This window comes from Streptomyces sp. NPDC046862 (assembly GCF_040704615.1).
In the GTDB taxonomy this organism is placed as follows: Bacteria; Actinomycetota; Actinomycetes; order Streptomycetales; family Streptomycetaceae; genus Streptomyces.
Window position 1 is genome coordinate 1 of the sequence record NZ_JBEYXP010000099.1, and the last position, 24,104, is coordinate 24,104.

Below are 24,104 nucleotides of genomic sequence, written 5' to 3' on the forward strand. Positions count from 1 at the left end.
TCCCTCTCGACCCCTTATTCTCTCTATATTTTCCGCGCGGTATTGTTCTGGGGGTGCCTTGAGTTTTAATACCCCCCGATCCACAAGCGCCTCACGAAAGCCCTCCGGGTCCTCGACCCACGGCAGGTGACCGGCGTCCGGCAGCACCACCCGCCGCACGCGTGGCAGGGCCCGCTCCAGCGAGTCCACCGCCGAGCGCGGCCGGATGTCCCGCTCACCGTCGACGATGAGGACGGGCACGTCGAGGGCCTGGCAGGCCGCGTACAGCTCCGGGGTGCCCCAGGTCCGCCTCCGCTCGGCGTTGAGGGCCCTGCACTCGGAGTTGATGCCGAACCAGGGGTCGGCCAGGCGCTCGGCGAGCTCGGGCGCACGCTCGCGGTCCGTGAACTCCGCCGTCCACTGCAGCACCGCCGCCTCCCGTTCCTCCTCATCGGTCGGGTGCGGGCGGTTCTTCAACTCCTGCCAGCGGGCGAGCCGTTCGGGGCGTTCGCCGATCCGGGCCAGGAGGTTCTCCTCGTAGCCGCCGTGCCAGTCGGCGTCCGGTCCGATGCCCGTCCCGGCCACGTACACCAGCGCGCTCACCCGCTCCGGGTGGGCCAGGGCGTAGCTCAGTGCCAGCTGCGCGCCCCAGGAGTGGCCGAGCAGCGCCGTGCGCGACGGCCCGAAGTCCGCGCGCACGGCGTCGAGATCGGCGACGAACCGCTCGGTCGTCCAGGGCCCGGCGCACCGCTCGGACCGTCCGCAGCCGCGCTGGTCCCAGCGGACGACCGTGGCCAGGCCGCCGAGCAGCCCGGCCACGTCCTCGAACGTGTCCCACAGTCCGGGACCGCCGTGGCACATCACCAGCGGAGTAGAGCCCTGGCCCGAACGGCTCGTCCACAGCCGTACTCCGTCGTCGGTGACCGCCGTCCCCGTTGTCCCGCTCTCCGTCCAGGTCATGGTGGAGAGTCTGCCGGAGCCGACTCAGCCCATGTGCGGGTACGTGTAGTCGGTCGGCGGGACCAGCGCCTCCTTGATGGAGCGGGTGAGCGTCCAGCGCATCAGGTTCTGCGGGGCGCCCGCCTTGTCGTTGGTGCCCGAGGCGCGGCCGCCGCCGAAGGGCTGCTGGCCGACGACGGCACCGGTCGACTTGTCGTTGATGTAGAAGTTGCCGGCGGCGAAGCGGAGCTTCTCGGCCGTGTACGCGGCGGCCGCGCGGTCGCCCGCGATGACCGAGCCGGTGAGCGCGTAGTCGGCCACCGACTCCATCTGGGTCAGCATCTCCTCGTACTTGTCGTCCTCGTAGACGTGCACGGCGAGGAACGGGCCGAAGTACTCGGCCGTGAAGACCTCGTTCTCCGGGTCGGAGCACTCCACGACGGTCGGGCGGACGAAGTAGCCCACCGAGTCGTCGTACGAACCGCCCGCGACGATCGTGCAGGTGGGGTCCTCCTTGGCCCGGTCGATGGCGGCCTTGTTCTTGGCGAAGGCGCGCTCGTCGATGACGGCACCGATGAAGTTCGACAGGTCGGTGACGTCGCCCATGGCGATGCCGTCGACCTCGGCGGCGAACTCCTCCTTGAAGCCGGAGTTCCAGATCGACGCCGGGACGTACGCGCGGGAGGTCGCGCTGCACTTCTGGCCCTGGAACTCGAAGGAGCCGCGGGTGAGGGCCGTCTTGAGGATCGCGGGGTCGGCGCTCGGGTGCGCGACCACGAAGTCCTTGCCGCCGGTCTCGCCGACGATGCGGGGGTAGGAGCGGTACTTCTCGATGTTGTTGCCGACCGTCTTCCACAGGTACTGGAAGGTCGGCGTCGAACCGGTGAAGTGGATGCCCGCGAGGTCGCGGTGCTCCAGGGCGACGTTCGAGACCTCGATGCCGTCGCCGGTGAGGAGGTTGATGACGCCCTTGGGCAGTCCGGCCTCCTCCAGCAGCCGCATCAGCAGGACGGCCGCGTGGGTCTGGGTCGGGGACGGCTTCCACACGACGACGTTGCCCATGAGGGCCGGGGCCGTCGGCAGGTTGCCCGCGATCGCCGTGAAGTTGAACGGCGTGATCGCGTAGACGAAGCCCTCCAGCGGGCGGTGGTCGAGGCGGTTCCAGACGCCCGGGGAGTTGGCGACCGGCTGCTCGGCGAGCAGGTCACGGGCGTACTTCACGTTGAAGCGCCAGAAGTCGATCAGCTCGCAGGGGGTGTCGATCTCGGCCTGCTGGGCGGTCTTCGACTGGCCGAGCATGGTGGACGCGGCCAGCGTCTCGCGCCACGGGCCCGACAGCAGTTCGGCGGCGCGCAGGATGATCGCGGCACGGTCGTCGAAGGACATCGCGCGCCAGGCGGGCGCGGCGGCGAGGGCCGCGTCGATCGCGTCCTGCGCGTCCTGCCCGGTGGCGTTGCGGTAGGTGCCGAGCACGGCCTTGTGGTTGTGCGGCTGGACGACGTCGAAGCGCTCGCCGCCGCCGAGCCGCTTCTCGGCGCCGATGGTGCAGGGCAGGTCGATGGGGTTCTCGGCCAGCTCCTTGAGCTTGGCCTCCAGCCGGGCGCGCTCGGGCGAGCCGGGGGCGTAGCCGTGCACCGGCTCGTTGACGGGGGTGGGGACCTGGGTCACGGCGTCCATGTGTTCCGTAGCTCCTTGTCTTGAGCGGTGTTGCGAGCGGGGGGGGTACGGGGCTCAGCCCTTGGTGATCATGCTGCGGGCGAAGAACCGCAGGTTGGCGGGCTTCTCCGCCAACCGCCGCATGAAGTACCCGTACCAGTCGGTGCCGTACGCGGTGTAGACGCGCATCCGGTGGCCCTCGGCGGCCAGCCGGAGGTGCTCGTCGCTCCTGATGCCGTACAGCATCTGGAACTCGTACTCGTCGGGCTTGCGCCGGGCGCGGTGGGCGAGCTCCTGCGCGATGGAGATGAGGCGCGGGTCGTGGGACCCGACCATCGGGTACCCCGCGCCCTCCATCAGGATCTTCAGGATGCGCACGTACGCCCGGTCGATCTCCTCCTTGCGCTGGTGGGCGACCTCGGCGGGCTCCTTGTACGCGCCCTTCACCAGGCGTACGCGGCTGCCGCTCGCTGCGAGGCGCCGGGCGTCCTTCTCCGTGCGGAACAGGTACGACTGGATCACGCACCCCGTCTGCGGGAAGTCCTTGCGCAGTTCGTCGTGGATCGCGAACATCGAGTCGAGGGTGGTGTGGTCCTCCGCGTCCAGCGTGACCGTGGTCCCGATGGCGGCGGCGGCCTCGACGACCGGCCGGACGTTGGCGAGGGCGAGTTCGTGCCCGCCGGGCAGCGCCTGGCCGAACAGGGACAGTTTGACCGACATCTCGGCCCGCGCCCCGAGCTCCAGGCTCCCCAGCCGGTCGACCAGCTCCAGGTACGCGTCCCGGGCGACCCCGGCCTGCACGGGCGTGGTGATGTCCTCACCGACCACGTCCAGGGTCACGTCCAGGCCCCTGCCGGTGAGGGTCTCGATGACGGGCACGACGTCGTCGACCGTCTCACCGGGGATGAAACGGTCGACCACCGACTTGGTCACGGGTGCCGCCGAGATCATCCGGCGCATCCGGTCGCTGCGCGACGCGGCGAGAATCACGGGACCCAGCACGGGGCACCTCCAGGGAACCAGCGGAAGGCCGCAATCCGACGAGTCGGGTACGGCACGGAGAACCACTGTGAAACCTAAGGATCCCTCCGATCGTGGGCCATCGACAGCTGTCACGCATCCGTGCCCTGGATCTCAGACAGATGTATGAAGCCTTCGGGAAATGCGGGAGAATGCCCGGGTGACGGACGTTTTCAAGGCCGGAGGAACAGGCGGCCGGGAGGACTACCAGGAGCTGGTCGACGAGATCTCCGGCCTGCTGGGAGCGCCCGCGACGCTGGAGAACCGCGACTTCGAGCTGATCGCCTTCGGGGCGTACGACAGCGAGGGCGACCTCGACGAGTCGGCGCTGGACCCGGTGCGCACCCGCTCGATCCTCACGCGCCGTTCGACCGCGGCCGTACGGGAGTGGTTCGAGGGCTTCGGCATCACCCGGGCGTCCGGTCCGGTACGGATCCCGCCCACTCCGGAGGCCGGGGTGTACCGGGGACGTGTCTGTCTGCCCGTCCGCCACCGGGGTGTCGTCCTCGGGTACGTCTGGCTCCTTGACGGCGAGCCGGGGCCCACCGACGCCCAGCTCTCCGCCGCCATGGAGGTGACCTCCCGGATCGGCGCCCTGCTGGTGGACGAGGCCCAGGCGGGCGCGGACCTGACGCGTGAGCTGCGCGCGGCCCTCACGGCGGAGCCCGGCTGGCAGCAGGACATGGCGGTGGGAGAACTCCGCATGGGTCTGGGCCCGCGTGCGGAGGGCCTGCACACGGTGGTCTGCGTGGCCCCCTGGCCGTCCGCCGACCCGTCCGACGCGCCGTCCGCGCGAGCGGTGCCGGGGGCGACGGCCCTGTGCACCGTGCCGTGGGGGCCCGCGGCCCAGAGCCTGGCGCTGCTGGTGCGGCTGCGCTCGGCGGACGTACCGCAGCCGGCGCGGACGGCGGCGTCCCGGCTGCTGGAGCGGGCGGGGGCCGGCGCGGCGGCCGGCGTCTCGGGCGCCCGTTCCGGGCTGGCAGACCTGGGCACCGCGTGGCAGGAGGCGTCGGCGTCGGCGCGCGCCGCGCTGGCGGAGTCCCGGCTGGGCCCGGTCGCCGAATGGGGCGCCATCGGCCCGTACCGTCTGCTCACCGCGCTGCCCCTCGGAGCGGTCCAGGACCCGTCCGTGCGCGGGCTGCTGATGGGCACGCACCACGAACTCGCGCACACCGCCGAGGTGTTCCTGGACTGTGCGGGCCAGGCGGGGCGCACGGCGGCGGAGCTGGGCATCCACCGGCAGACGCTGTACTACCGCCTCTCGCGCGTGGAACAGCTCACGGGTCTGGACCTGGACGACGGGGAGGACCGTCTGCTGCTGCACATGGCCCTCAAGGCACACCGTCTCTGAGCCCCGGCTCCGGGCGCCGTCTCTGAGCGCCGTCTCTGAGCGCCCCGTTCGAGAACGCGACGCCGCACCAAATCCAGCTGTTGAAAACGATTGTCATCATGCTACGGTCGGCGCACTCTCTCTTGACCACCTCTTTGCCCGGAGGGCCCCGTGCGCCTGCCCGCTCGTCTGCTTCCCGTCTCGGCCCTCACCGCGGCCTCCGTCCTGCTCACCGGATGCTTCACCGGCACGGACCCGGCCACGGACGGCGACGGAGCTGGGGGACAGCGCATACGCCTCGCCATGATGCAGCCGCCACGCTCGGGCCTGTCCCCGCTCTCCGACGACGCGTTCAAGCTGTCGCGCTGGTCGACGGCCGAGACGCTGGTGAAGCTGGACGACGAAGGCGACGCGAAGCCCGCGCTGGCCACCAGGTGGCAGCAGAACGGCAGGACCTGGACGTTCGGGATACGTGACGGGGTGACGTTCCACGACGGCAGCGCGCTCACCCCCGAGGCCGTCGCCCGCTCCCTGACCAGAGCGGCCACCGCCTCCCCCAAGCCCCGCATCCTCGACGGGGTCGAGCTCACCGTGAAGGCCGAGGGCGGCGGGGTCGCGGTCACCACGGCGACCGAGGACCCGCTGGTCCCGCAGCGTCTCAGCTCGCCGCAGCTGTCGATCCTGGCGGCGAAGGCGTACGCGGGGAAGACGGTGAACCCGGTCGGCGCGGGGACCGGCCCCTTCGAGCTGACGAAGGTGAGCGGCACGTCCTCCGCGGCCCTCGACCGCTACGACGACTACTGGGGCGGCAGGGCCAAGTCCCCGGGAATCGACGTGACGTTCGTACCCGACGGCACCGCGCGTGCCGCCGCCCTGCGCAGCGGCGAGGCGGACATCGTCGAGGCCGTCCCCGTCTCCCAGGCCGCGGTGCTCGACCAGGACCTGATCACCGAGGTCCCCATGCCGCGCACGAACACCCTCTACCTGAACACCGGGAAGGGCGTCTTCAAGGACGCCGGGCTCCGGGCGGCGGCCCGTGAGGCCATCGACGCGAAGTCCATCGTCGAGGGCGTGTACGAGGGAATGGCAGACGTCGCCGAGGGGCTGCTCGGGCCGGCGCTCCCCTGGGCCGCCGAGCTGCGGTCGCCGGCGAGGCGGGCCAAGGCCGGTGACCCGTCCGGCAGGTCGCTCACCATCGGCACCTTCACCGACCGGGCCGAACTGCCCGAGGTCGCGGCCGCGCTGCAACAGCAGCTCCAGAAGGCCGGGTTCAAGGTGAAGCTGGAGATCCGCGAGTACGCGAACATCGAGTCGGACGCACTGGCGGGCGAGTTCGACGCGTTCATCCTGTCCCGGGCGACGATCCTCGACTCCGGCGACCCGGCCGCGTACCTCTACAGCGACTTCGGCTCCGAGGGGTCCTTCAACATCTCCCAGCTCGCGGACGGGGCGGTCGACGCGGCCCTGGACAGGGCCTCCGAGGCGAAGGCCGGTGACACCCGCCGGGACGCGGTCATGGAGGCCGAGGCCGCCGTGCTCGCCACCGACGCGGCCGTGCCGATGCTGCACGAGCGCGTGATCCAGGGCGACGCCGCCGGGGTCACGGGCGCGGCCCACGACCCGCGCGAGCGCGAGCTGGTCACGGCCGACACGTACGTCAAGTGAAGTCCCGGGTACGAAGGTTGGCCGGTGCGGCCGGGCTGACCCGCCTCGTCTGTCTCGTCGCCGTACTGACCGCCGTCGGCCTGCTGCCGTGGCTCTCCGGCAAGGACCCCGCGCTGACCGTGCTGCGTGCGCGGTCCGCCGAGCAGGAGGCGACCCCGGAGGCCCTCGCCGCGATCCGCGCCGACCTCGGCCTGGACGCGGGCCCCCTGTCCCTGCTGGGGAGTTGGGCCTCCGGACTGCTGCGCGGCGATCTCGGCACGTCATGGGTGTCGGGCACGGACGTGCTCCCCTCCGTGATCTCCGGTCTGCGGGTGTCGCTCGGCCTGATGGCCGCCGCCTTCGGGATCGCGGTGCTGCTGGCGTGCGCGCTCGTGGTGCCAGTACTCGTACGCGGCCGGGGTTCGGCCGGGGCGTTCGCCGCGATGCTCGCCGCCGTGCCCGAGTTCCTGCTGGCCACGGTCGCACTGCTGGTCTGCGGGGTGTGGCTGGGCCTGCTGCCGACGTCCGGCTGGCAGGGCCCCCAGTACATGGTGCTGCCCGCGATCGCGCTCGGCGTTCCGGCGGGCGGCCTGCTCGGCCGCCTGGTCGCGGACGCGCTGCCCGCCGTCCTCGACGAGCGCTGGGTGGAGCTGTGGCGGGGCGCCGGGGTGAGCGGCGCGCGTGTCGCGGCGGCGGCCCTGCGGCGCGTACTGCCGCCCCTGGTCCCGCAGTTCGGCATGGCGGCCGTCGGTCTGACGGGCGGCGCGGTCGCCGTGGAGACGGTGTTCGCGGTGCCCGGCATCGGCCGTACGGCACTGGGCGCGGCCAAGTCGCAGGACCTGCCGCTGCTCCAGGGCGCGGTCCTGGCGCTGCTCGCGCTCGGCCTGGTCACGGGCGCGCTCGCGGCACTCGTACGGCTCCGGCTGCTCGGCCCGGCGCTGCGGGACGCGGGACTGACCCTGCCCACGGCCCGCCCGGTCCGCTCGCACCCGGCCGTTCCCGTGGCGCTCGCGACGGTGCTGCTGACGGCGATCGGCTGGGGGCTGCTGCGCGACCCGTACGCCGTGGACACCACCGCCCGGCTCCTGGCGCCGTCCTGGGCGCACCCCCTCGGCACGGACGGACTCGGCCGGGACGTGCTGGCGCGGCTGGGCCACGGCGCGGCGTCGACGATCGGAACGGCGGCCGCGGTCTGCCTGGCGGGCCTGCTCCTCTCCCTCGTCCTCGGTTTTCTGCCGTCCGTGGCGTCCGGCGCCTCGGACATCGCCAACGCGCTGCCGCCGGTGATCGCGGGCATCCTGGTCGCGGCGGCCGTCGGCCCCGGCACGGGCGGCGCGGCGCTCGCCGTGGCCCTGCTCTCCTGGCCCGCGCTGTCGGCGCACGCGGCTGCGCTGGTGCAGGAGGTCCGCGCGTCGGCGTTCCTCACCGCCCAGCGGGCCATCGGGGCGTCACCGTGGTGGATCCTGACCCGGCACGTCCTGCCCTCCGTGGCCGGCCCGGTCTCCCGCCACGCGATCCTCCGCCTCCCCGGCATCGCCCTCGCCCTCGCCTCCCTCGGCTTCCTGGGCCTCGGCGCCCAACCGCCCACACCCGAGTGGGGCCTGCTGCTCGACGAGTCCCGCGCCTATGTGGAACGCGCCCCGTGGGCGGCCCTGGCCCCGGCGGTGGCCCTCGCCCTGCTGGCGGGACTGGCGGTGTCGACGGCGGCGTACGTGGAGGGACGCGGCGGGCGGCGTCGGAAACGCCGCGCCCGGAAGGACACCAGGGCCGCCGGGGTCACCGGGGCCGGCGCCTTGACGAAGGAGGTCCCCGTTGAAGCCTGACGTGTTCAAGTCCGACGTGTTGCTGTCGGTACGCGGTCTGCGGATCGCCTTCGAGGGGGCGGAGGCCGTGCGCGGCCTGTCCTTCGACGTCCGCCCGCGAGAAGTGCTCGCCCTGGTGGGTGAGTCGGGCGCGGGCAAGTCCCTCACGGCACGGGCGCTGCTCGGGATGCTGCCCCGGGGCGCGACGGCGAGCGGGACCGTACGGCTGAAGGGGGACACGGATCTCACCTCCCAGCGCGGCCGCCGTATCGCGCTCGTCCCGCAGGACGCCCTCTCCGCCCTGTCCCCCGTGCACCCCGTGGGCGACCAACTCGCCGCCGCCGTGCGGTCGGTGGCCCGCGTCTCGCGCAAGGAGGCTCGCGCCCGCGCGGTCGCCGCGCTCGACCGTGTGGGCATCCCCGACGCCGTACGCAAGGCGCGTGCGTACCCGCACGAGTACTCCGGCGGCATGCGCCAGCGTGCCGTCATCGCCATGGCCACCGTCAACGAACCGGACCTCGTCGTCGCCGACGAGCCGACGACCGCGCTGGACGCGGAGCTCCAGGAGCAGGTGCTGCGGGTCCTCGGCGAGCGGCGCGAGGCCGTCGGCGCCGCGCTCGTGCTGGTCACGCACGACCTGTCGGTGGTCCGGGAGCACGCCGACCGCGTGCTCGTCATGTACGCCGGCCGCCAGGTCGAACAGGGCCCGGCGGCACGGGTACTGGACCGCCCGAGGGCGCCGTACACGGCGGGACTGCTGGCGTCACTCCCGCCGGAGGAGTCCCGGCCGCACGGGAGCCGTCGTCGCCTGCCCACCATCCCGGGCACCCCGCCCACCCCAGCCACCCTGCCGCCCGGCTGCGCCTTCGCGCCGCGCTGCCCGCTCGCGGAGGACCGCTGCCTACGCGAGGAGCCGCAGCCGTGGCAGGTGGACGACGAGCACGAGGTCTCCTGTCACCGCTGGGACGAGGTCCCGTACCCGGCGGCCGAGTTGTTCCCGGAGCAGCCCGCATGAACCCGAGCCCACCGCTCCTGGACGTACGTGACCTGGTCGTACGCTACGGCCCGGTCACCGCCGTGGACCACGTCTCGTTCACACTGGACGCGGGCGAGACCCTCGCGCTGAACGGCCCGTCGGGCTGCGGCAAGTCGTCGACTGCTGCGGCGGTCCTGCAACTGCGCCGCCCGGAGGCGGGTGAAGTGCGCTTCGGCGGCCTTGAGTTGACGTCGCTCACCGAACGCGAACTCCGCCCGGTACGCCCCCGGATGCAGCTGGTCTTCCAGGACCCGTACGGCTCCCTCAGCCCCCGCCGGCGCATCCGCGACGCGGTGGCGGAACCGCTGAAGGTCCAGGGCCGTTGGGACGCGCGGGGCCCTGCGAGGGTGGCCGGACTGCTCGACCGGGTCGGCCTGGACGCGGCGTACGGCGACCGCTTCCCGCACGAACTGTCCGGCGGCCAGTGCCAACGCGCCGGGATCGCCCGCGCGTTGGCGTCCGAGCCCCGCCTCCTCGTCCTCGACGAGCCCGTCTCGGCCCTCGACCCGTCCGTGCGCGCCGGGGTCCTCAACCTGCTCGCGGACCTCCAGGAGGAGCTGGGGCTCGCGTACCTGTTCATCTGTCACGATCGAGCAGTCGTACGGCACTTCGCGGACCGGTCGGTCGAGATGCGGGACGGACGCGTCACGGACGGGCCCGTCACGTAGGTCACGTGCGGCGGGCGGCCTCCATCACCTGGCGCAGCCCTTCGGCGAGTTCGTCCGCCTCGGGCGCGTTCTGCGGGTCGAATTTCCACTGCATGATGAGACCCGTCATCAGGGTGGTGTAGAACTTGCCCAGGGTGTTCAGGGTCTCGTCCGGGACGTCCTCCTCCTTCGTGCCCGAGAACAGCGCGACGAGGGCGCGCGCCGCGTCATGCTGCTGCGACGCCAAATGGTCGCGCACCGCAGGCAGTTGGTCGCCCATCGCCACGATCTCGATGCTGAGCCGCCACATGGAACCCGGCCCCCGCATGGTGCCGATGATGTTCGCCCAGACCTCCTGGAACCGTTCGAGCGAGCCGGGCTCGGCGTCGATCGGGGCGGCCTGCTCCCCGTCGAAGGCGTCGGCCAGATCTCCCACCAACGCCAGGTACGCCTCCGCGAGCAACGCGTCCTTCGAGCCGTAGTGGTAGCCGATCGACGCCAGGTTCGTCCCCGACTCCTTGACGATGTCACGCGCCGTCGTGCGCACGAAGCCCTTCTCCAGCAGGCAGCGCTTGGCGCCTTCGAGCAGATCCTCACGGTGTCCCATGCGGCTCAGCATACAACCGTCCTAGACGCTCGTTCTAGACGCTCGTTCTAGACAAGCGTTTAAGACGCTTGTACATTCCTCGGCATGACAACGAACCCGACACGAGCAGGCCGCCGTGAGTGGACAGCCCTCGGCGTGCTGATGCTTCCGCTGCTGCTGGTCTCGATGGACGTCTCGGTGCTGTACTTCGCGATCCCCGCGATCACCGCGGACCTGGAGCCGAGCGGCACCCAGCAGTTGTGGATCTTCGACATCTACGCCTTCGTACTGGCCGGCCTGCTGATGACGATGGGCTCCCTCGGCGACCGCATCGGCCGCCGCCGACTGCTGCTCATCGGCGCGGCCGCGTTCGGAGCCGCCTCCCTGGTGGCCGCCTACGCGCACAGCGCCGAGACCCTGATCGCGGCCCGGGCGGTCCTCGGCATCGGCGGGGCGACGCTGATGCCGTCGACGATGGCGCTGGTCCGCACGATGTTCACCGACCCGGGCCAGCGGGCCAAGGCGGTCGGACTCTGGACCGGTGTGATGACGGCGGGCATCGCCCTGGGCTCGGTGATGAGCGGTGTACTGGTCGAGTTCTTCTGGTGGGGCTCGGTCTTCCTGGTCAACCTGCCCGCGATGGTGTTACTGCTGGTCCTCGGCCCCATCCTGCTGCCCGAGTCGAAGAACCCGGACGCCGGCCGTTTCGACCTGGTGAGCGTGCCGCTGTCGATGGCGGCGGTCCTGCCGGTGATCTACGGCCTGAAGGAGCTGGCGGCCCACGGCTGGAACGTGCTGTACGTGATGTCGGTGACGGTGGGCCTGCTCTTCGCGGCGCTGTTCGTGCACCGTCAGCGCACCACCGCGTCCCCGATGGTCCCGCCTCGGATTTTCCACGGCCACGGCTTCACCCCCGCGGTCTGCCTGAACCTGGTCGCGGCCTTCGGGATGATGGGCTCGGCGTACTTCACCACTCAGTACATCCAGTCGGTCCTCGGCAAGAGCGGGCTGGAGGCATCGCTGTGGGCGCTGCTGCCGTCGGTGTTCATCGGTTTCGCGGGGGCCGTCTCGGCCCAGCTGGTGCAGCGGGGTGTGCCGCGCGCGTACGTCGTGGCCGGGGGCTTCGTGACCTCGGGGTGCGGTTACGGTCTGCTGGTCCTGACCGGCACGGACTCCCTCTGGCTGGTGCTCGCCGCGTGCGGTGTGCTGGCCTCCGGGATCATCGCCGTCACGGCACAGCTGGCCGACGTTGCCCTGAGCACGGCGCCCGTCGAGAACGCGGGGAGCGCCTCGTCCCTCCTGGAGACCTCCACCGAGTTCGGCGGTGCCCTGAGCATGGCGGCGCTCGGCTCCATCGGTTCGGCGGTCTACCAGCACGAGATGCCCGCGTCGGCTCCCACTCCCGCCCGTGAAACCCTCGGCGGTGCCCTCGCCGTGGCCGAGCAGCTGCCGGGGCGCGCCGGGGACGCCCTGGCGGCGGCCGCGCGGGAGGCCTTCACCAGCGGGATGCACGGTGCGGCGATCGCGGGGGCGGTGGTTCTGCTGGGTGCGGCGGTTGTGGCCGGGGCGGCCTTGCGGAGGATTCGAGTGCCGGAGGGCGCTGCGCGGGACCAGGAGAAGGCGGTCGTCTGACGGAACGCCTGGGTGCCGGGGTGCCGGGGGATGTGTTTCGCCCCTTACGCGGGCAACCGCACGGGCTTCAGGGGCGCGGGGAACCGCGCGACCAGCCCCCACCCACCCGCACGCAACCAATCGCCCCCAAACACCCCTCACCGGGGGTCTGGGGGCGCAACTCCCAGGGACAGGATGGGGCGGGTGACGGGTAGGGGCGGCGGGGGCGAGAAACCTCCACTCACCCCCGCCGCCCCTACTCGTCGTCCGAGCACGAACCTCAGACCAGGTTCACCGACCGCGCCGACGTCGCACCGATCTCCTCGGCAACCTCCGTCAGCACCGGCTGCGGCACCGTGTCGTCCACCGTCAGCACCGCAAGCGCCTCGCCACCCGCCGCGGAGCGGGAGACCTGCATACCCGCGATGTTGATGCCGGCCTCACCGAAGATCCGCCCGACGGTACCGACCACACCGGGCCGGTCCGCGTACTTGAAGACGACCATGTGCTCGGCCAGCGCGAGGTCCACGTCGTACTCACCCACCGCGACGATCTTCTGGTGGTGCTTGGGACCGGCGAGCGTGCCGGAGACCGAGACCTCCTCGCCGTTGCCCAGCGTGCCCCGCACGGTGACGACGTTGCGGTGGTCCGGCGACTCCGAGCTCGTCGTCAGCCGCACCTCCACACCCCGCTCCTGCGCGAACAGCGGAGCGTTCACATAGGAGACGGTCTCGTCGACCACGTCCTCGAACACACCCTTGAGCGCCGACAGCTCCAGCACCTTCACGTCGTGCTGGGTGATCTCGCCGTACACCTCGACGTCGAGGCGGACCGCGACCTCGCCCGCGAGCGCGGTGAAGATCCGGCCCAGACGCTCGGCCAGCGGCAGACCCGGCTTGACGTCCTCGGCGATGACACCGCCCTGGACGTTCACCGCGTCCGGCACCAGCTCACCGGCGAGGGCGAGCCGGACGGACCGGGCCACCGCGATACCCGCCTTCTCCTGGGCCTCGTCCGTGGACGCGCCGAGGTGCGGGGTGCACACGACCTGGTCGAGCTCGAAGAGCGGGGAGTCCGTGCACGGCTCCTTCGCGTACACGTCGAGGCCCGCGCCCGCGACCCGGCCCTCCTTGAGCGCCGAGTACAGCGCCGCCTCGTCGACGATCCCGCCACGCGCGGCGTTGACGATCCGCACCGACGGCTTCACCTTGTGCAGCGCGTCGGCACCGATGAGACCGACGGTCTCGGGGGTCTTCGGCAGGTGCACGGTGATGAAGTCGGAGACCTCCAGCAGCTCGTCCAGCGACAGCACCTTGACGCCCATCTGCGCGGCCCGGGCAGGCTGGACGTACGGGTCGTACGCGACGACCTTCATGCCGAACGCGGACATGCGCTGGGCGACGAGGGCGCCGATGCGGCCGAGACCCACGACACCGAGGGTCTTCTCCGCCAGCTCGACACCGGTGTACTTGCTGCGCTTCCACTCGCCGTTCTTCAGAGCCGTGTTGGCCTGGGGGATGTGGCGCGCGCTGGCGAGCAGGAGACCGCAGGCAAGCTCGGCGGCGGTCACGATGTTCGAGGTGGGGGCGTTGACGACCATCACGCCGGCCTTGGTGGCGGCGGAGACGTCCACGTTGTCCAGGCCGACGCCGGCTCGTGCGACGACCTTCAGCTTCTTCGCGGCGGCGATGGCCTCGGCGTCCACCTTCGTCGCGGAACGGATCAGGATGGCGTCGACCTCGGCGATGGCCGGGAGCAGCTCGGCTCGGTCCGCTCCGTTGCAGTGCCGGATCTCGAAGTCCGGGCCGAGCGCGTCCACGGTGGCGGGCGACAGCTCTTCGGCGATGAGTACGACGGGTTTCGAGCTCACGTGAGTCCTCACATGTCCAGTGCGGACGGCCGTCCCGACGGCCGCTGGCGGTGGAGGGGTGGTGGCCGCGTGGAAGACGCACGACGCTGTGGGCCTGACGCGTATGTAGTACGGCAGTGTAGTGGTGTGACGGGGGCGTCCGGCGCTTCTCCGGAAGGATCACCCGGACGGGCAAACCCCGTCAGTGCCCCTCGAAGCAAGCAGCCCGGCAGGCGACCGCCCCACCGCAACGGCTCTCCCCGGCGAGTGCCCCACCACTACAGCCCCTCCGGCGTTGAGGAGCGGGGTCCGGGGCGGAGCCCCGTGGCGGTACCCCGGCTGAGGGCACCGCCACGGGTCAGGCTCACGCCTCTTCGTCGTTCACCCACGACATGAGCTTGCGCAGCTCCTTGCCGGTGGTCTCCAGCAGGTGCTCGGAGTCCTGGGTCTTGTACTCGTTGTACTTCTTCAGACCGCCGTGGTACTCGTCCATCCAGGCCTGGGCGAAGGAGCCGTCCTGGATCTCGGCGAGGATCTTCTTCATCTCGGCCTTGGTGGCGTCGGTGATGATGCGCGGGCCGGTGACGTAGTCGCCCCACTCGGCGGTCTCGGAGATCGACCAGCGCATCTTCTCCAGGCCGCCCTCGTACATGAGGTCGACGATCAGCTTCAGCTCGTGCAGGCACTCGAAGTACGCGATCTCCGGCTGGTAGCCGGCCTCGGTCAGCGTCTCGAAGCCCGCCTTCACCAGCGCGGCCGTACCACCGCACAGGACGGCCTGCTCACCGAACAGGTCGGTCTCGGTCTCCTCGGTGAAGGTCGTCTTGATGACACCGGCGCGGGTGCCGCCGATGCCCTTGGCGTACGACAGGGCGAGCTCGAAGCCGTTGCCCGTGGCGTCCTGCTCGACAGCGGCGATACACGGAACGCCGCGGCCCTCCTCGTACTGGCGGCGGACCAGGTGGCCCGGGCCCTTGGGGGCGACCATGCAGACGTCGACACCGGCCGGGGGCTTGATGAAGCCGTAGCGGATGTTCAGGCCGTGGCCGAAGAACAGGGCGTCGCCGTCCTTCAGGTTGGGGGCGATGTGCTCCTCGTAGACCTGGGCCTGGATCGGGTCCGGGACGAGGATCATGATGACGTCGGCCTCGGCGGCGGCCTCCGAGGGGGTCACCACGCGCAGGCCCTGCTCCTCGGCCTTCGCCTTGGACTTGGAGCCCTCGTGCAGACCGACGCGGACGTCGACACCCGAGTCGCGCAGCGACAGGGCGTGGGCGTGGCCCTGGCTGCCGTAGCCGATGACCGCGACCTTGCGGCCCTGGATGATGGACAGGTCGGCGTCAGCGTCGTAGAACAGCTCGGCCACTTTGGGTTCTCTCCTTGGGAGTGCAGGTGTTGCGTCCCACCGTATGACGGCGGCGTCGGTGGTGGTCTCGGGGTCTCGGTATGCGGGCGGCGGTACGGACGGCCATGTGGGCGGCCGTGCGGGCGGCCGTGCGGGCGGCCGGCATCTGCCGACCGCCCGGTTCCCGCCTTATGCCGACCGGTCCAGCGCGCGCAGCGACCGGTCCGTGATCGAACGAGCGCCGCGGCCGATCGCGATCGTGCCGGACTGGACGAGCTCCTTGATGCCGTACGGCTCCAGCATCTTGAGCATGGCGGACAGCTTCTCGTTGCTGCCGGTGGCCTCGATCGTCACGGCCTCCGGGGAGACGTCGACGGTCTTGGCGCGGAACAGCTGGACGATCTCGACGATCTGGGAGCGCGTCTCGTTGTCGGCGCGCACCTTCACCAGAACGAGTTCGCGCTGAACGGCCTGCGACGGCTCCAGCTCGACGATCTTCAGCACGTTGACGAGCTTGTTCAGCTGCTTGGTCACCTGCTCCAGCGGCAGGTCCTCGACGCCCACGACGATGGTGATGCGGGAGATGTCGGGGTGCTCGGTGACGCCGACCGCGAGCGAGTCGATGTTGAAGCCGCGGCGGGAGAAGAGGGCGGCGATCCGGGCCAGAATGCCCGGAGTGTTCTCCACCAGAACGGAGAGCGTGTGCTTGGACATGGTCTTTTACGTCTCTCTCTTACGTCTCTCGCTCAGTCGTCTTCGTTGTCGCCGAAGTCGGGGCGGACGTCCCGGGCGGCCATGATCTCGTCGTTGGAGGTGCCGGCGGCGACCATCGGCCACACCATCGCGTCCTCGTGGACGATGAAGTCGATGACGACCGGGCGGTCGTTGATCGAGTTCGCCTCCTCGATGACCTTGTCCAGCTCGTCCGGCGACTCGCAGCGGATCGCGTGGCAGCCCATGGCCTCCGACAGCTTCACGAAGTCGGGGACGCGGGTGCCCCTGGCGTCCGGGTTGACGTCGTCGGGTCCGGAGTGCAGGACGGTGTTGGAGTAGCGCTGGTTGTAGAACAGGGTCTGCCACTGGCGGACCATCCCGAGGGCGCCGTTGTTGATGATGGCGACCTTGATCGGGATGTTGTTCAGGGCGCAGGTGGTGAGCTCCTGATTTGTCATCTGGAAGCAGCCGTCGCCGTCGATCGCCCAGACGGTCTGGTCCGGGGCTCCGGCCTTGGCGCCCATGGCGGCCGGGACCGCGTAGCCCATCGTTCCGGCGCCGCCCGAGTTCAGCCAGGTGGCGGGCTTGTCGTACTCGATGTAGTGCGCGGCCCACATCTGGTGCTGGCCGACACCGGCGGCGAAGATGGTGCCTTCGGGGGCGAGCTGTCCGATGCGCTCGATGACGTGCTGGGGGGAGAGCGAGCCGTTGTCGGGCTGGTCGTAACCGAGCGGGTAGGTCTCGCGCCAGCGGTTCAGGTCGGTCCACCAGGCGGCGTACTTCGACCTGGCGGCCTCGCCCTGGTTGCCCTCGCTGTGTTCCTTCTGGACCGCCTGGATCAGGTCGGCGATGACCTCGCGGGCGTCACCGACGATCGGCACGTCGGCGGCGCGGTTCTTGCCGATCTCGGCGGGGTCGATGTCGGCGTGGACGATCTTGGCGAACGGGGCGAAGCTGTCCAGCTTGCCGGTGACGCGGTCGTCGAAGCGGGCTCCGAGGGCGACGATCAGGTCGGCCTTCTGCAGCGCGGTGACGGCGGTGACCGCACCGTGCATGCCCGGCATTCCCACGTGCAGCGGGTGGCTGTCGGGGAATGCGCCGAGCGCCATCAGGGTGGTGGTGACGGGCGCTCCGGTGAGTTCCGCGAGGACCTTCAGCTCGGCGGTGGCGCGGGACTTGATGACGCCGCCGCCCACGTACAGGACCGGCCGCTTCGCGGCGGTGATCAGCTTGGCGGCCTCCCGGATCTGCTTGGCGTGCGGCTTGGTGACGGGCCGGTAGCCGGGCAGGTCCATGGTGGGCGGCCAGGAGAAGGTGGTCCGGGCCTGGAGGGCGTCCTTGGCGATGTCGACCAGGACCGGGCCCGGGCGGCCGGTGGAGGCGATGTGGAACGCCTGCGCGATCACCCGCGGGATGTCCTCGGCCTTGGTGACCAGGAAGTTGTGCTTGGTGATCGGCATCGTGATGCCGACGATGTCCGCCTCCTGGAAGGCGTCCGTGCCGATGGCCTTGGAGGCGACCTGCCCGGTGATCGCGACCAGCGGCACGGAGTCCATGTGCGCGTCCGCGATCGGGGTGACCAGGTTGGTGGCGCCCGGCCCCGACGTCGCCATACAGACCCCCACCTTGCCGGTGGCCTGCGCGTAACCGGTGGCCGCGTGACCGGCGCCCTGCTCGTGGCGGACGAGGACGTGACGCACCCGCGTGGAGTCCATCATCGGGTCGTACGCCGGCAGGATGGCGCCTCCGGGAATGCCGAATACCGTGTCGGCCCCGACCTCCTCGAGCGAGCGGATGAGGGACTTCGCGCCCGTCACGTGCTCCACGGTTGCGGACTGCGGCCCTCCGGATCGGGGCCGGGGCTGCGGATGGTGGGCCCCGGAGGCCTGCTCGGTCATCGGCATTCTCTTCTCGATGCTGAGGTCTTGTGCGAGGGTTTTTGCGAGGTTTGTTCAGTGTGCGACAGGTGCCTGTGCAACAAAAAACCCCTCGTGCCATAAGGCAAGCGAGGGGAGCGCGCCGGGTACGGTCGCTGGGATTTCCGGTTCGTCATCCGGTGGGCCCCAGCTTCAGCCGACGCGCTTTCCAAGTACGAGAATTCGGGTGCGCATGGCACAGACCCTCTACCCGGCACGCACCACGTGTCAAGTGGGTGGGACGGGAGTCTCATTATGTGAGCTGAAGGGCGTACCACCTCCATAGACCGCGGCCACACCGCTGGTGTAGCCTCCCGCCCCCCGTTCCATGGCTCGCTCAGCCCTGACTCCGCCCGCGAACGCGGGTTCCGCCGGTCCGTGGGGCACCGGGTAGGGCCCCGACGACAGTGCCCGGCGCAGCCGGTACTCGTCCAGGGGTGCGGAGAAGGCGGCACCCTGCCCGTGGCTGCAGCCCATCGCGCGCAGGGCGATCACCTGCTCGGGAAGGTCCACCCCGTCCGCGAGCGTCTGCATGCCCAGGTCGCTCGCCATTCGCAGCAGCCCACTGGTGATCTTGTGCAGCCGCGGTGACTCGACGACCCCCTCGACCAGACCGCGGTCCAGCTTGAGGATGTCGACGGGGAGCCGCCGCAGCGCCGTGATCGCCGCGTGGCCGCCGCCGAACCCGTCCAGGGCGATCCGGACACCGAGCCGCCTGAGGGTGTTCAGCCGGCGCTCCAGGTCGTCCAGGCAGACCCGCGAGTCGGTGTCCGCCAGCTCCAGCACCAGGGCGCCGGAGGGAAGCCCGTGACGGGTCAGGAGTGTCTCGATGGAGCCGACGGGCAGCGAGCGGTCCAGCAGGCGCTTGGCGCCCATCCGGACGGTCACGGGCACGCCGACGCCGGCCGCGGTGCGCTCGGCGGCCTGCTCGACGGCCTCCTCCAGCAGCCAGCGGTCGAGCTCGGCGGTCCGGTCGCTGTCCTCGGAGACCCTCAGGAACTCGGCGGGGGTGAAGAGCACTCCCTGGGACGAGCGCCAGCGGGCCTGCGCGGTGACCGATGTGATCCGGCCGTTCCCGAGCGCCACGACGGGCTGGTGCAGCAGCGCGAACTCGCCTTCGTGCAGGGCAGCCCGCAGTCGCGTGGCCAGCTCGGCCTTCCGTACGACGTCCTGCTGCATCTGGGGGGCGTACAGCTCGACGCGGCCCTTGCCGGAGGCCTTGGCGCGGTACATGGCGAGGTCGGCGTTGCGCAGCAGCTCGCCCGCGCCGAGGCCCGGCTCGGCGAAGGCGACGCCGATGGAGGCGGCCACCCGCACCTCGTTGCCCCCGATGGTGTACGGCTGCGAGAGCGCGACCCGGAGCCGGTCGGCGAGCTCGAAGATGTGCCGCTCGCGGGCGGCACGGTCACGGGTGTTGTCGCCCGCGATGAGGGCCGCGAACTCGTCGCCGCCCAGGCGGGAGGCGGTATCCCCGTGCCGGACCGCGTCCTGGAGCCTGCGGGCGGCCTGGACGAGCAGCTCGTCCCCGGCCTGGTGCCCGATCGTGTCGTTCACGGCCTTGAAGCCGTCGAGGTCGATGAAGAGGACCGCCGTGTTGCGCCGGGCGAGGCCCCGGTCGGTGGCGCGGCGGCCCGACAGGGCCTGCTGCACGCGCTGGGTGAACAGCGCGCGGTTGGGCAGGTCGGTGAGCGGATCGTGCTCGGCGTTGTGCTGGAGCTGTGCCTGGAGGCGCACCCTCTCGGTGACGTCCCGGCTGTTGAAGATGAGGCCGCCGTGGTGGCGGTTGACGGTGGATTCCACGTTCAGCCAGCCGCCGTCGCCGGACCTGAAGCGGCACTCGATGCGGGTGGTGGGTTCTTCGAGGGGGCTGGCGGCGAGGAAGCGGCGCACTTCGTGCACCACGCAGCCCAGGTCCTCCGGGTGGATGAGGTTGGCCAGTTCGGTCCCGACGAGCTGCTCGGCGGGGAGCCGGTACACACCGGCGGCGGCCGGGCTGACGTACCTCAGGATGCCGCTGGGGGCGGCGATCATGATGACGTCGCTGGAGCCCTGCACCAGGGAGCGGAAGTGGTTCTCCTGCTGGGCCAGCTCCTGGGTGAGGGTGATGTTGTCGAGGAGCATGATGCCCTGGCGTACGACCAGCGCGAGCACGACGGTGCAGGCGGTGATGAGCACCACGCGGTCGACGCTGCGGCCGTTGAGCACGTTGTAGAGAATGCCCAGGGTGCAGACGGCGGCGGCCAGGTAGGGGGTCAGCGCGGCCAGCGATCCGGCGATCGGGCGGGTGGCCGGGCAGCGGCTGAGTCCCACTCCCTGGAGGAGCATGTTCACATGTCCTCCCTGGTGTCCGCCGTGCCGGTCTGCTTCGGGTCGTTGCGCTTCGTGGCGTGGGGTTTCGTGCCACGGGGTTTCATAACGTGCTGTTTCGAGCCGTTTTGTCTCGTGGCGCTGCCCCGGGATGGGCTCGTGCACCACGCGCGCGTGCTCGTCCGTGGCGTGCCGGGCCGCGCTGTCGCCGGCCGCGTCGTGCCTGTCGGCCGTCGGCCGGGCGCGGGAGTGGCCGACCCAGGGTGCGTACGCGAGGAGCAGCGAGCCCGCGAACCAGCCCGCGTCGAGCAGCTGGCCGGAGCGGTAGCTGTTGTGCAGCAGGGGCGAGGTGAACAGGGCGTCACACATCACCGTGAGCGCGAGGGCGCCGATCGCGGTGTTCACCGCGGAGCGGCCCACCGCCGAGCGCCGGAAGTGCAGTGCGAGCACCATGCTGACCAGCGCGATGTCGAGGAGCGGGTAGGCGAGTGAGAGCGCCGTGTGCGCGACGTCGCCGTCGTCCTTGGCGGTCTGCGCGAGGGCCAGGCTCCAGGAGAGCGTGACCAGGGAGCCGCCGATCAGCCAGGCGTCCAGCGCCAGACAGACCCAGCCGGCCTTGGTCACGGGCCGCTTGGCCAGGACGAGCAGCCCGACGATGGCGGGCGGCGCGAAGCACAGGAAGAACAGGTCGGCGTAGCTAGGGTTGGGCACCGGCCGGCCCAGCACGACCTCGTACCAGCCCCAGACCAGGTTGCCCAGCGCCGCCATCGTGGAGGACAGCGCGAACAGCAGCCAGGCGGGTCGAAAGCGGCTGCGGCGGCCGCGTGCGTAGCGGAAGCAGGACACGGCCGCGGCGACGGCGGCGGCACTCAGCCCGAAGTCGCCCATGACGAGCGCCAGATACGGCGAGCCCCAGCCGAACGCGGAACCCACGGCGTATCCCGCGCACACCAGGGCCAGGACCAGCTGCGAGCGCATGCTCCGCACGGAGCCCCCGCGCAGGGCCGGCGCGCCGGACAACAACGGGGCCACGGGCGGCTGTGCCCGCAGCGTCGGGTTGAGCGTGGCGGCGGAGGACGACCGGGCGCTCACCGGGCCTCCCCCGTCAGTACCGGTCCCACGTCCCGCTGGTCGCGGTGCGCCGGACGGGTGTGCCTCCTGCGAGCGCTGTGCCCGCGGTACCTCTGACCGTGACCGCTGTGCTCCTGTCCGCCCGTCGCGCCCCGCGAGGGTCGCCGTCGGCGGCCCCGCCGCGTCGGATCGTTCGTCCATAGGCCGTGCATCGCCCGTCGCCCCCCTCGCAGTCGCATGTCCATCCCCGGCGCCGAACGGTGCGCGGCGCAGCCCCTGTCCGGACGATACACCAGTCTCGTCACTCAGGGACATAGCTCCTCTACGCTCCGTGACGATCAACGCCGATACGGACACCTTCCGCATCCGGTGGACTGCGGAGGGTGCCCGAAGTGGATTAGACGTTCGTCGTATCGCCCGTCGTAAGGACCACGTTCCGCAGCGGCTGCCGGTTCACGAATCGATTCAACTGGTCCACCAGAAGCCTCTTCGCGCGCGGCAGGAAGGCGGACGTCGGGCCGCCGACATGGGGGCTGATGAGCACGCCGGGCGCCTGCCAGAGGGGGTGCCCCTTGGGGAGCGGCTCGGGGTCGGTGACGTCCAGGGCCGCGGTGATGCGTCCGGTCTCCAGCTCGGCGAGGAGCGCCTTGGTGTCGACGACGGGACCGCGCGCGACGTTCACGAGCAGCGCCCCGTCCTTCATGTGGGCCAGGAAGTCGGCGTTCACCAGGCCGCGCGTGGCCTCCGTGAGGGGCGTCGACAGGACGACGACGTCCGCTTCGCGCAGCAGGGAGGGCAGTTCGGTGAGCGGGTGCACCGGTCCGCGCGCCGTGGTGCGCTCTGAGCGCGCGACGCGCGCCACCCGCGCCAGTTCAAAGGGTTCGAGCCGGTCCTCGATGGCGGCGCCGATGGACCCGTAGCCCACGATGAGCACGGACTTGTCGGCCAGCGCCGGACGGAACCCGCTCCGCCACTCCTCGCGCTCCTGCCCGCGGACGAAGTCGGGGACGCCCCGCAGTGAGGCGAGTATCAGCGTGAGGGTGAGCTCGGCCGTGCTCGCCTCGTGCACCCCGCGCGCGTTGCACAGCCGCACGCCCGGGCGCAGGTGCTTCAGGCCCGGCTGGACGTGGTCGATGCCGGCGGAGAGCGTCTGCACGACCTGGACGGAGGCCATGCCGGGCAGCGGCCGCTGGGAGATCGCGGGTGCCTTCATGTAGGGCACCACGTAGAAGACGCACTCGCCCGGTTCAGCGGGAAAGTCCGGGTCACCGTCCCAAAAGCGGTAGTTGAGCCCTTCGGGGAGCCCATCGATCTCATCTGCTCGGAACGGAAGCCACACGTCACCAGTCATGCTCAGGAGGCTATGCGAAGTCTCCCTGGCCGCATTGGTTAGTTTGGGGTGCCAGGAGAGGGAGGGTACTACCAGGTGGAGCGCAGGACGATCGGCGCGGCGACGCTCGAGGTGGGGGCGGTGGGTCTCGGGTGCATGCCGATGAGCTGGGCGTACGCCGGGTCGCGACAGCGGGGTGAGGAGTCGCTCCGGGCGGTGCACCGCGCGCTGGACCTCGGCTCCACGCTCCTGGACACGGCCGACATGTACGGGCCGTTCAAGAACGAGCTTCTGGTGGGCCGAGTCCTGAAGGAGCGCCGCGCGGAGGCCTTCGTGTCGACGAAGGTCGGTCTGCTGGTCGGCGAACAGCACATCGTGGCGAACGGCCGCCCCGGCTATGTGAAACGCGCCTGCGACGCCTCACTCCGCCGCCTCCAGACGGACGTCATAGACCTCTACCAGCTGCACCGCGCGGACCCCGAGGTGCCGGTCGAGGAGACCTGGGGCGCCATGGCGGAGCTCGTCCGGGCGGGGAAGGTGCGGGCGCTGGGCCTGTGCGCGGTGGGCGCGCGTGCGGGGCGCCGTACGGGTGCGCGGCTGCACGACGGAACGATTCGCCAACTGGAACGCGTCCAGCAGGTCTTCCCGGTCAGCGCGGTCGAGGCGGAACTGTCGGTGTGGTCGCCCGACGCCCTCGACGCGCTCCTGCCCTGGTGCGCGGCACGCGGCGTGGGTTTCCTCGCCGCGATGCCCCTGGGCAACGGCTTCCTCACCGGCACGCTGACGCCGGGTGAGGGCTTCGAACGCGACGACATGCGCGCCCGGCATCCCCGCTTCACGGCCGAGATGATGGCGGCCAACCAGCCGATCGTGGCGGGGCTGCGAAGGGTGGCGGCACGCCACGGCGACGGTGTGACCCCGGCTCACGTGGCCATAGCCTGGGTACTCGCCCAGGGCTCCCACGTCGTACCGGTCCCCGGCACCAAGCAGGAGCGCTGGGTGACCCAGAACGCGTCCGCCGGCACCCTCCGCCTGACCCCGCAGGACCTGACAGAACTGGCGGCTCTCCCGGCGGCCCAGGGCTCCTGGGACTGAGAGCGGACGGACCACAGGCCAAGAGGGACGCGGGGAACGCCGCGACTTCAGGGCGCGAGGAACGGCGCGTCCTTTAGGGGCGCGGGGAACGAACGGCGATCTTTCAAGGGCGCGGGGAACGGCGCGTCTTTTTTTGGGGACGCGGGGAACTGCGCGACCAGCCGCACCCCACCCGCACCAACCCACCCACCCCACCCCCCCACCCGGGGGTCTGGGGGCGCAGCCCC

Annotated in this window: 17 protein-coding genes; 7 read left to right on the forward strand and 10 right to left on the reverse strand. The window is 71.2% G+C overall.

All coding sequences use genetic code 11. From position 1 onward, the window contains the following. The 3 genes from AB0959_RS51520 to AB0959_RS51530 form a co-directional block, all read right to left on the reverse strand. On the reverse strand, positions 1-939 hold a 939-nt coding region (locus AB0959_RS51520; RefSeq protein WP_366833951.1), incomplete at its 3' end, for an alpha/beta hydrolase. A gap of 24 nt (positions 940-963) precedes the next feature. After that, the gene (pruA, locus tag AB0959_RS51525) at positions 964-2,595 is read right to left on the reverse strand and encodes an L-glutamate gamma-semialdehyde dehydrogenase (RefSeq protein ID WP_366833952.1); all 1,632 of its coding nucleotides are present in this window, start codon (positions 2,593-2,595) and stop codon (positions 964-966) included. Positions 2,596-2,649: 54 nt separating this feature from the next. Next, positions 2,650-3,576 (reverse strand): proline dehydrogenase family protein, encoded by a 927-nt coding sequence (locus AB0959_RS51530; RefSeq protein WP_366833953.1) that lies wholly within the window; start codon positions 3,574-3,576, stop codon positions 2,650-2,652. 160 nt (positions 3,577-3,736) lie between these two features. Here AB0959_RS51530 and AB0959_RS51535 point away from each other — a divergent pair, with 160 nt between their 5' ends. From AB0959_RS51535 to AB0959_RS51555, 5 genes are all read left to right on the forward strand, one after another. Continuing rightward, positions 3,737-4,945, forward strand: coding sequence for a helix-turn-helix domain-containing protein (locus AB0959_RS51535; protein ID WP_366833954.1), 1,209 nt, complete (start codon positions 3,737-3,739; stop codon positions 4,943-4,945). 150 nt (positions 4,946-5,095) lie between these two features. Continuing rightward, positions 5,096-6,589, forward strand: a complete 1,494-nt coding sequence (locus AB0959_RS51540; protein WP_366833955.1) for an ABC transporter substrate-binding protein — start codon at positions 5,096-5,098, stop codon at positions 6,587-6,589. 17 nt (positions 6,590-6,606) lie between these two features. After that, positions 6,607-8,391: an ABC transporter permease subunit gene (locus AB0959_RS51545; protein WP_366833956.1), complete on the forward strand. Its 1,785-nt coding sequence runs from the start codon at positions 6,607-6,609 to the stop codon at positions 8,389-8,391. Further along, positions 8,381-9,385 carry an ABC transporter ATP-binding protein gene (locus AB0959_RS51550; protein ID WP_366833958.1) on the forward strand — a complete coding sequence of 335 codons (1,005 nt, stop codon included), beginning with the start codon at positions 8,381-8,383 and terminating at the stop codon, positions 9,383-9,385. The genes AB0959_RS51545 and AB0959_RS51550 overlap by 11 nt, the downstream gene beginning before the upstream one ends. Continuing rightward, complete coding sequence (locus AB0959_RS51555) at positions 9,382-10,074, forward strand: dipeptide/oligopeptide/nickel ABC transporter ATP-binding protein (RefSeq protein ID WP_366833959.1); 693 nt, start codon at positions 9,382-9,384, stop codon at positions 10,072-10,074. The genes AB0959_RS51550 and AB0959_RS51555 overlap by 4 nt, the downstream gene beginning before the upstream one ends. A 1-nt stretch (position 10,075) precedes the next feature. On the opposite strand, the gene AB0959_RS51560 is transcribed toward AB0959_RS51555, so the two are convergent. Continuing rightward, positions 10,076-10,660, reverse strand: coding sequence for a TetR/AcrR family transcriptional regulator (locus tag AB0959_RS51560; protein WP_366833960.1), 585 nt, complete (start codon positions 10,658-10,660; stop codon positions 10,076-10,078). Positions 10,661-10,744: 84 nt separating this feature from the next. On the opposite strand from AB0959_RS51560, the gene AB0959_RS51565 reads away from it, so the two are divergent. Beyond that, on the forward strand, positions 10,745-12,271 hold the full coding sequence (locus AB0959_RS51565; protein WP_366833961.1) for an MFS transporter: 1,527 nt from the start codon (positions 10,745-10,747) through the stop codon (positions 12,269-12,271). A gap of 259 nt (positions 12,272-12,530) precedes the next feature. Here the strand turns inward: AB0959_RS51565 and serA are convergent, their stop codons facing one another. The 6 genes from serA to AB0959_RS51595 all read right to left on the reverse strand — a co-directional run bounded on the left by serA (position 12,531) and on the right by AB0959_RS51595 (position 22,803). Next, a complete protein-coding gene (serA, locus tag AB0959_RS51570; RefSeq protein ID WP_366833962.1) occupies positions 12,531-14,120 on the reverse strand; it encodes a phosphoglycerate dehydrogenase in 1,590 nt (529 codons plus the stop codon). 343 nt (positions 14,121-14,463) lie between these two features. Continuing rightward, positions 14,464-15,465 carry a ketol-acid reductoisomerase gene (ilvC, locus tag AB0959_RS51575; RefSeq protein ID WP_366833963.1) on the reverse strand — a complete coding sequence of 334 codons (1,002 nt, stop codon included), beginning with the start codon at positions 15,463-15,465 and terminating at the stop codon, positions 14,464-14,466. Positions 15,466-15,633: 168 nt separating this feature from the next. Further along, on the reverse strand, positions 15,634-16,158 hold the full coding sequence (gene ilvN, locus AB0959_RS51580; RefSeq protein ID WP_366833964.1) for an acetolactate synthase small subunit: 525 nt from the start codon (positions 16,156-16,158) through the stop codon (positions 15,634-15,636). Positions 16,159-16,190: 32 nt separating this feature from the next. Beyond that, positions 16,191-18,062 (reverse strand): acetolactate synthase large subunit, encoded by a 1,872-nt coding sequence (locus AB0959_RS51585; RefSeq protein ID WP_366833965.1) that lies wholly within the window; start codon positions 18,060-18,062, stop codon positions 16,191-16,193. Positions 18,063-18,302: 240 nt separating this feature from the next. After that, positions 18,303-21,473, reverse strand: coding sequence for an EAL domain-containing protein (locus tag AB0959_RS51590; RefSeq protein WP_366833966.1), 3,171 nt, complete (start codon positions 21,471-21,473; stop codon positions 18,303-18,305). Positions 21,474-21,849: 376 nt separating this feature from the next. Beyond that, complete coding sequence (locus AB0959_RS51595) at positions 21,850-22,803, reverse strand: 2-hydroxyacid dehydrogenase (RefSeq protein WP_366833967.1); 954 nt, start codon at positions 22,801-22,803, stop codon at positions 21,850-21,852. 75 nt (positions 22,804-22,878) lie between these two features. Between AB0959_RS51595 and AB0959_RS51600 the strand changes: the two genes are divergently transcribed. Then, a complete protein-coding gene (locus tag AB0959_RS51600) occupies positions 22,879-23,877 on the forward strand; it encodes an aldo/keto reductase (protein WP_366833968.1) in 999 nt (332 codons plus the stop codon). The last annotated feature ends 227 nt before the right edge of the window (positions 23,878-24,104 follow it).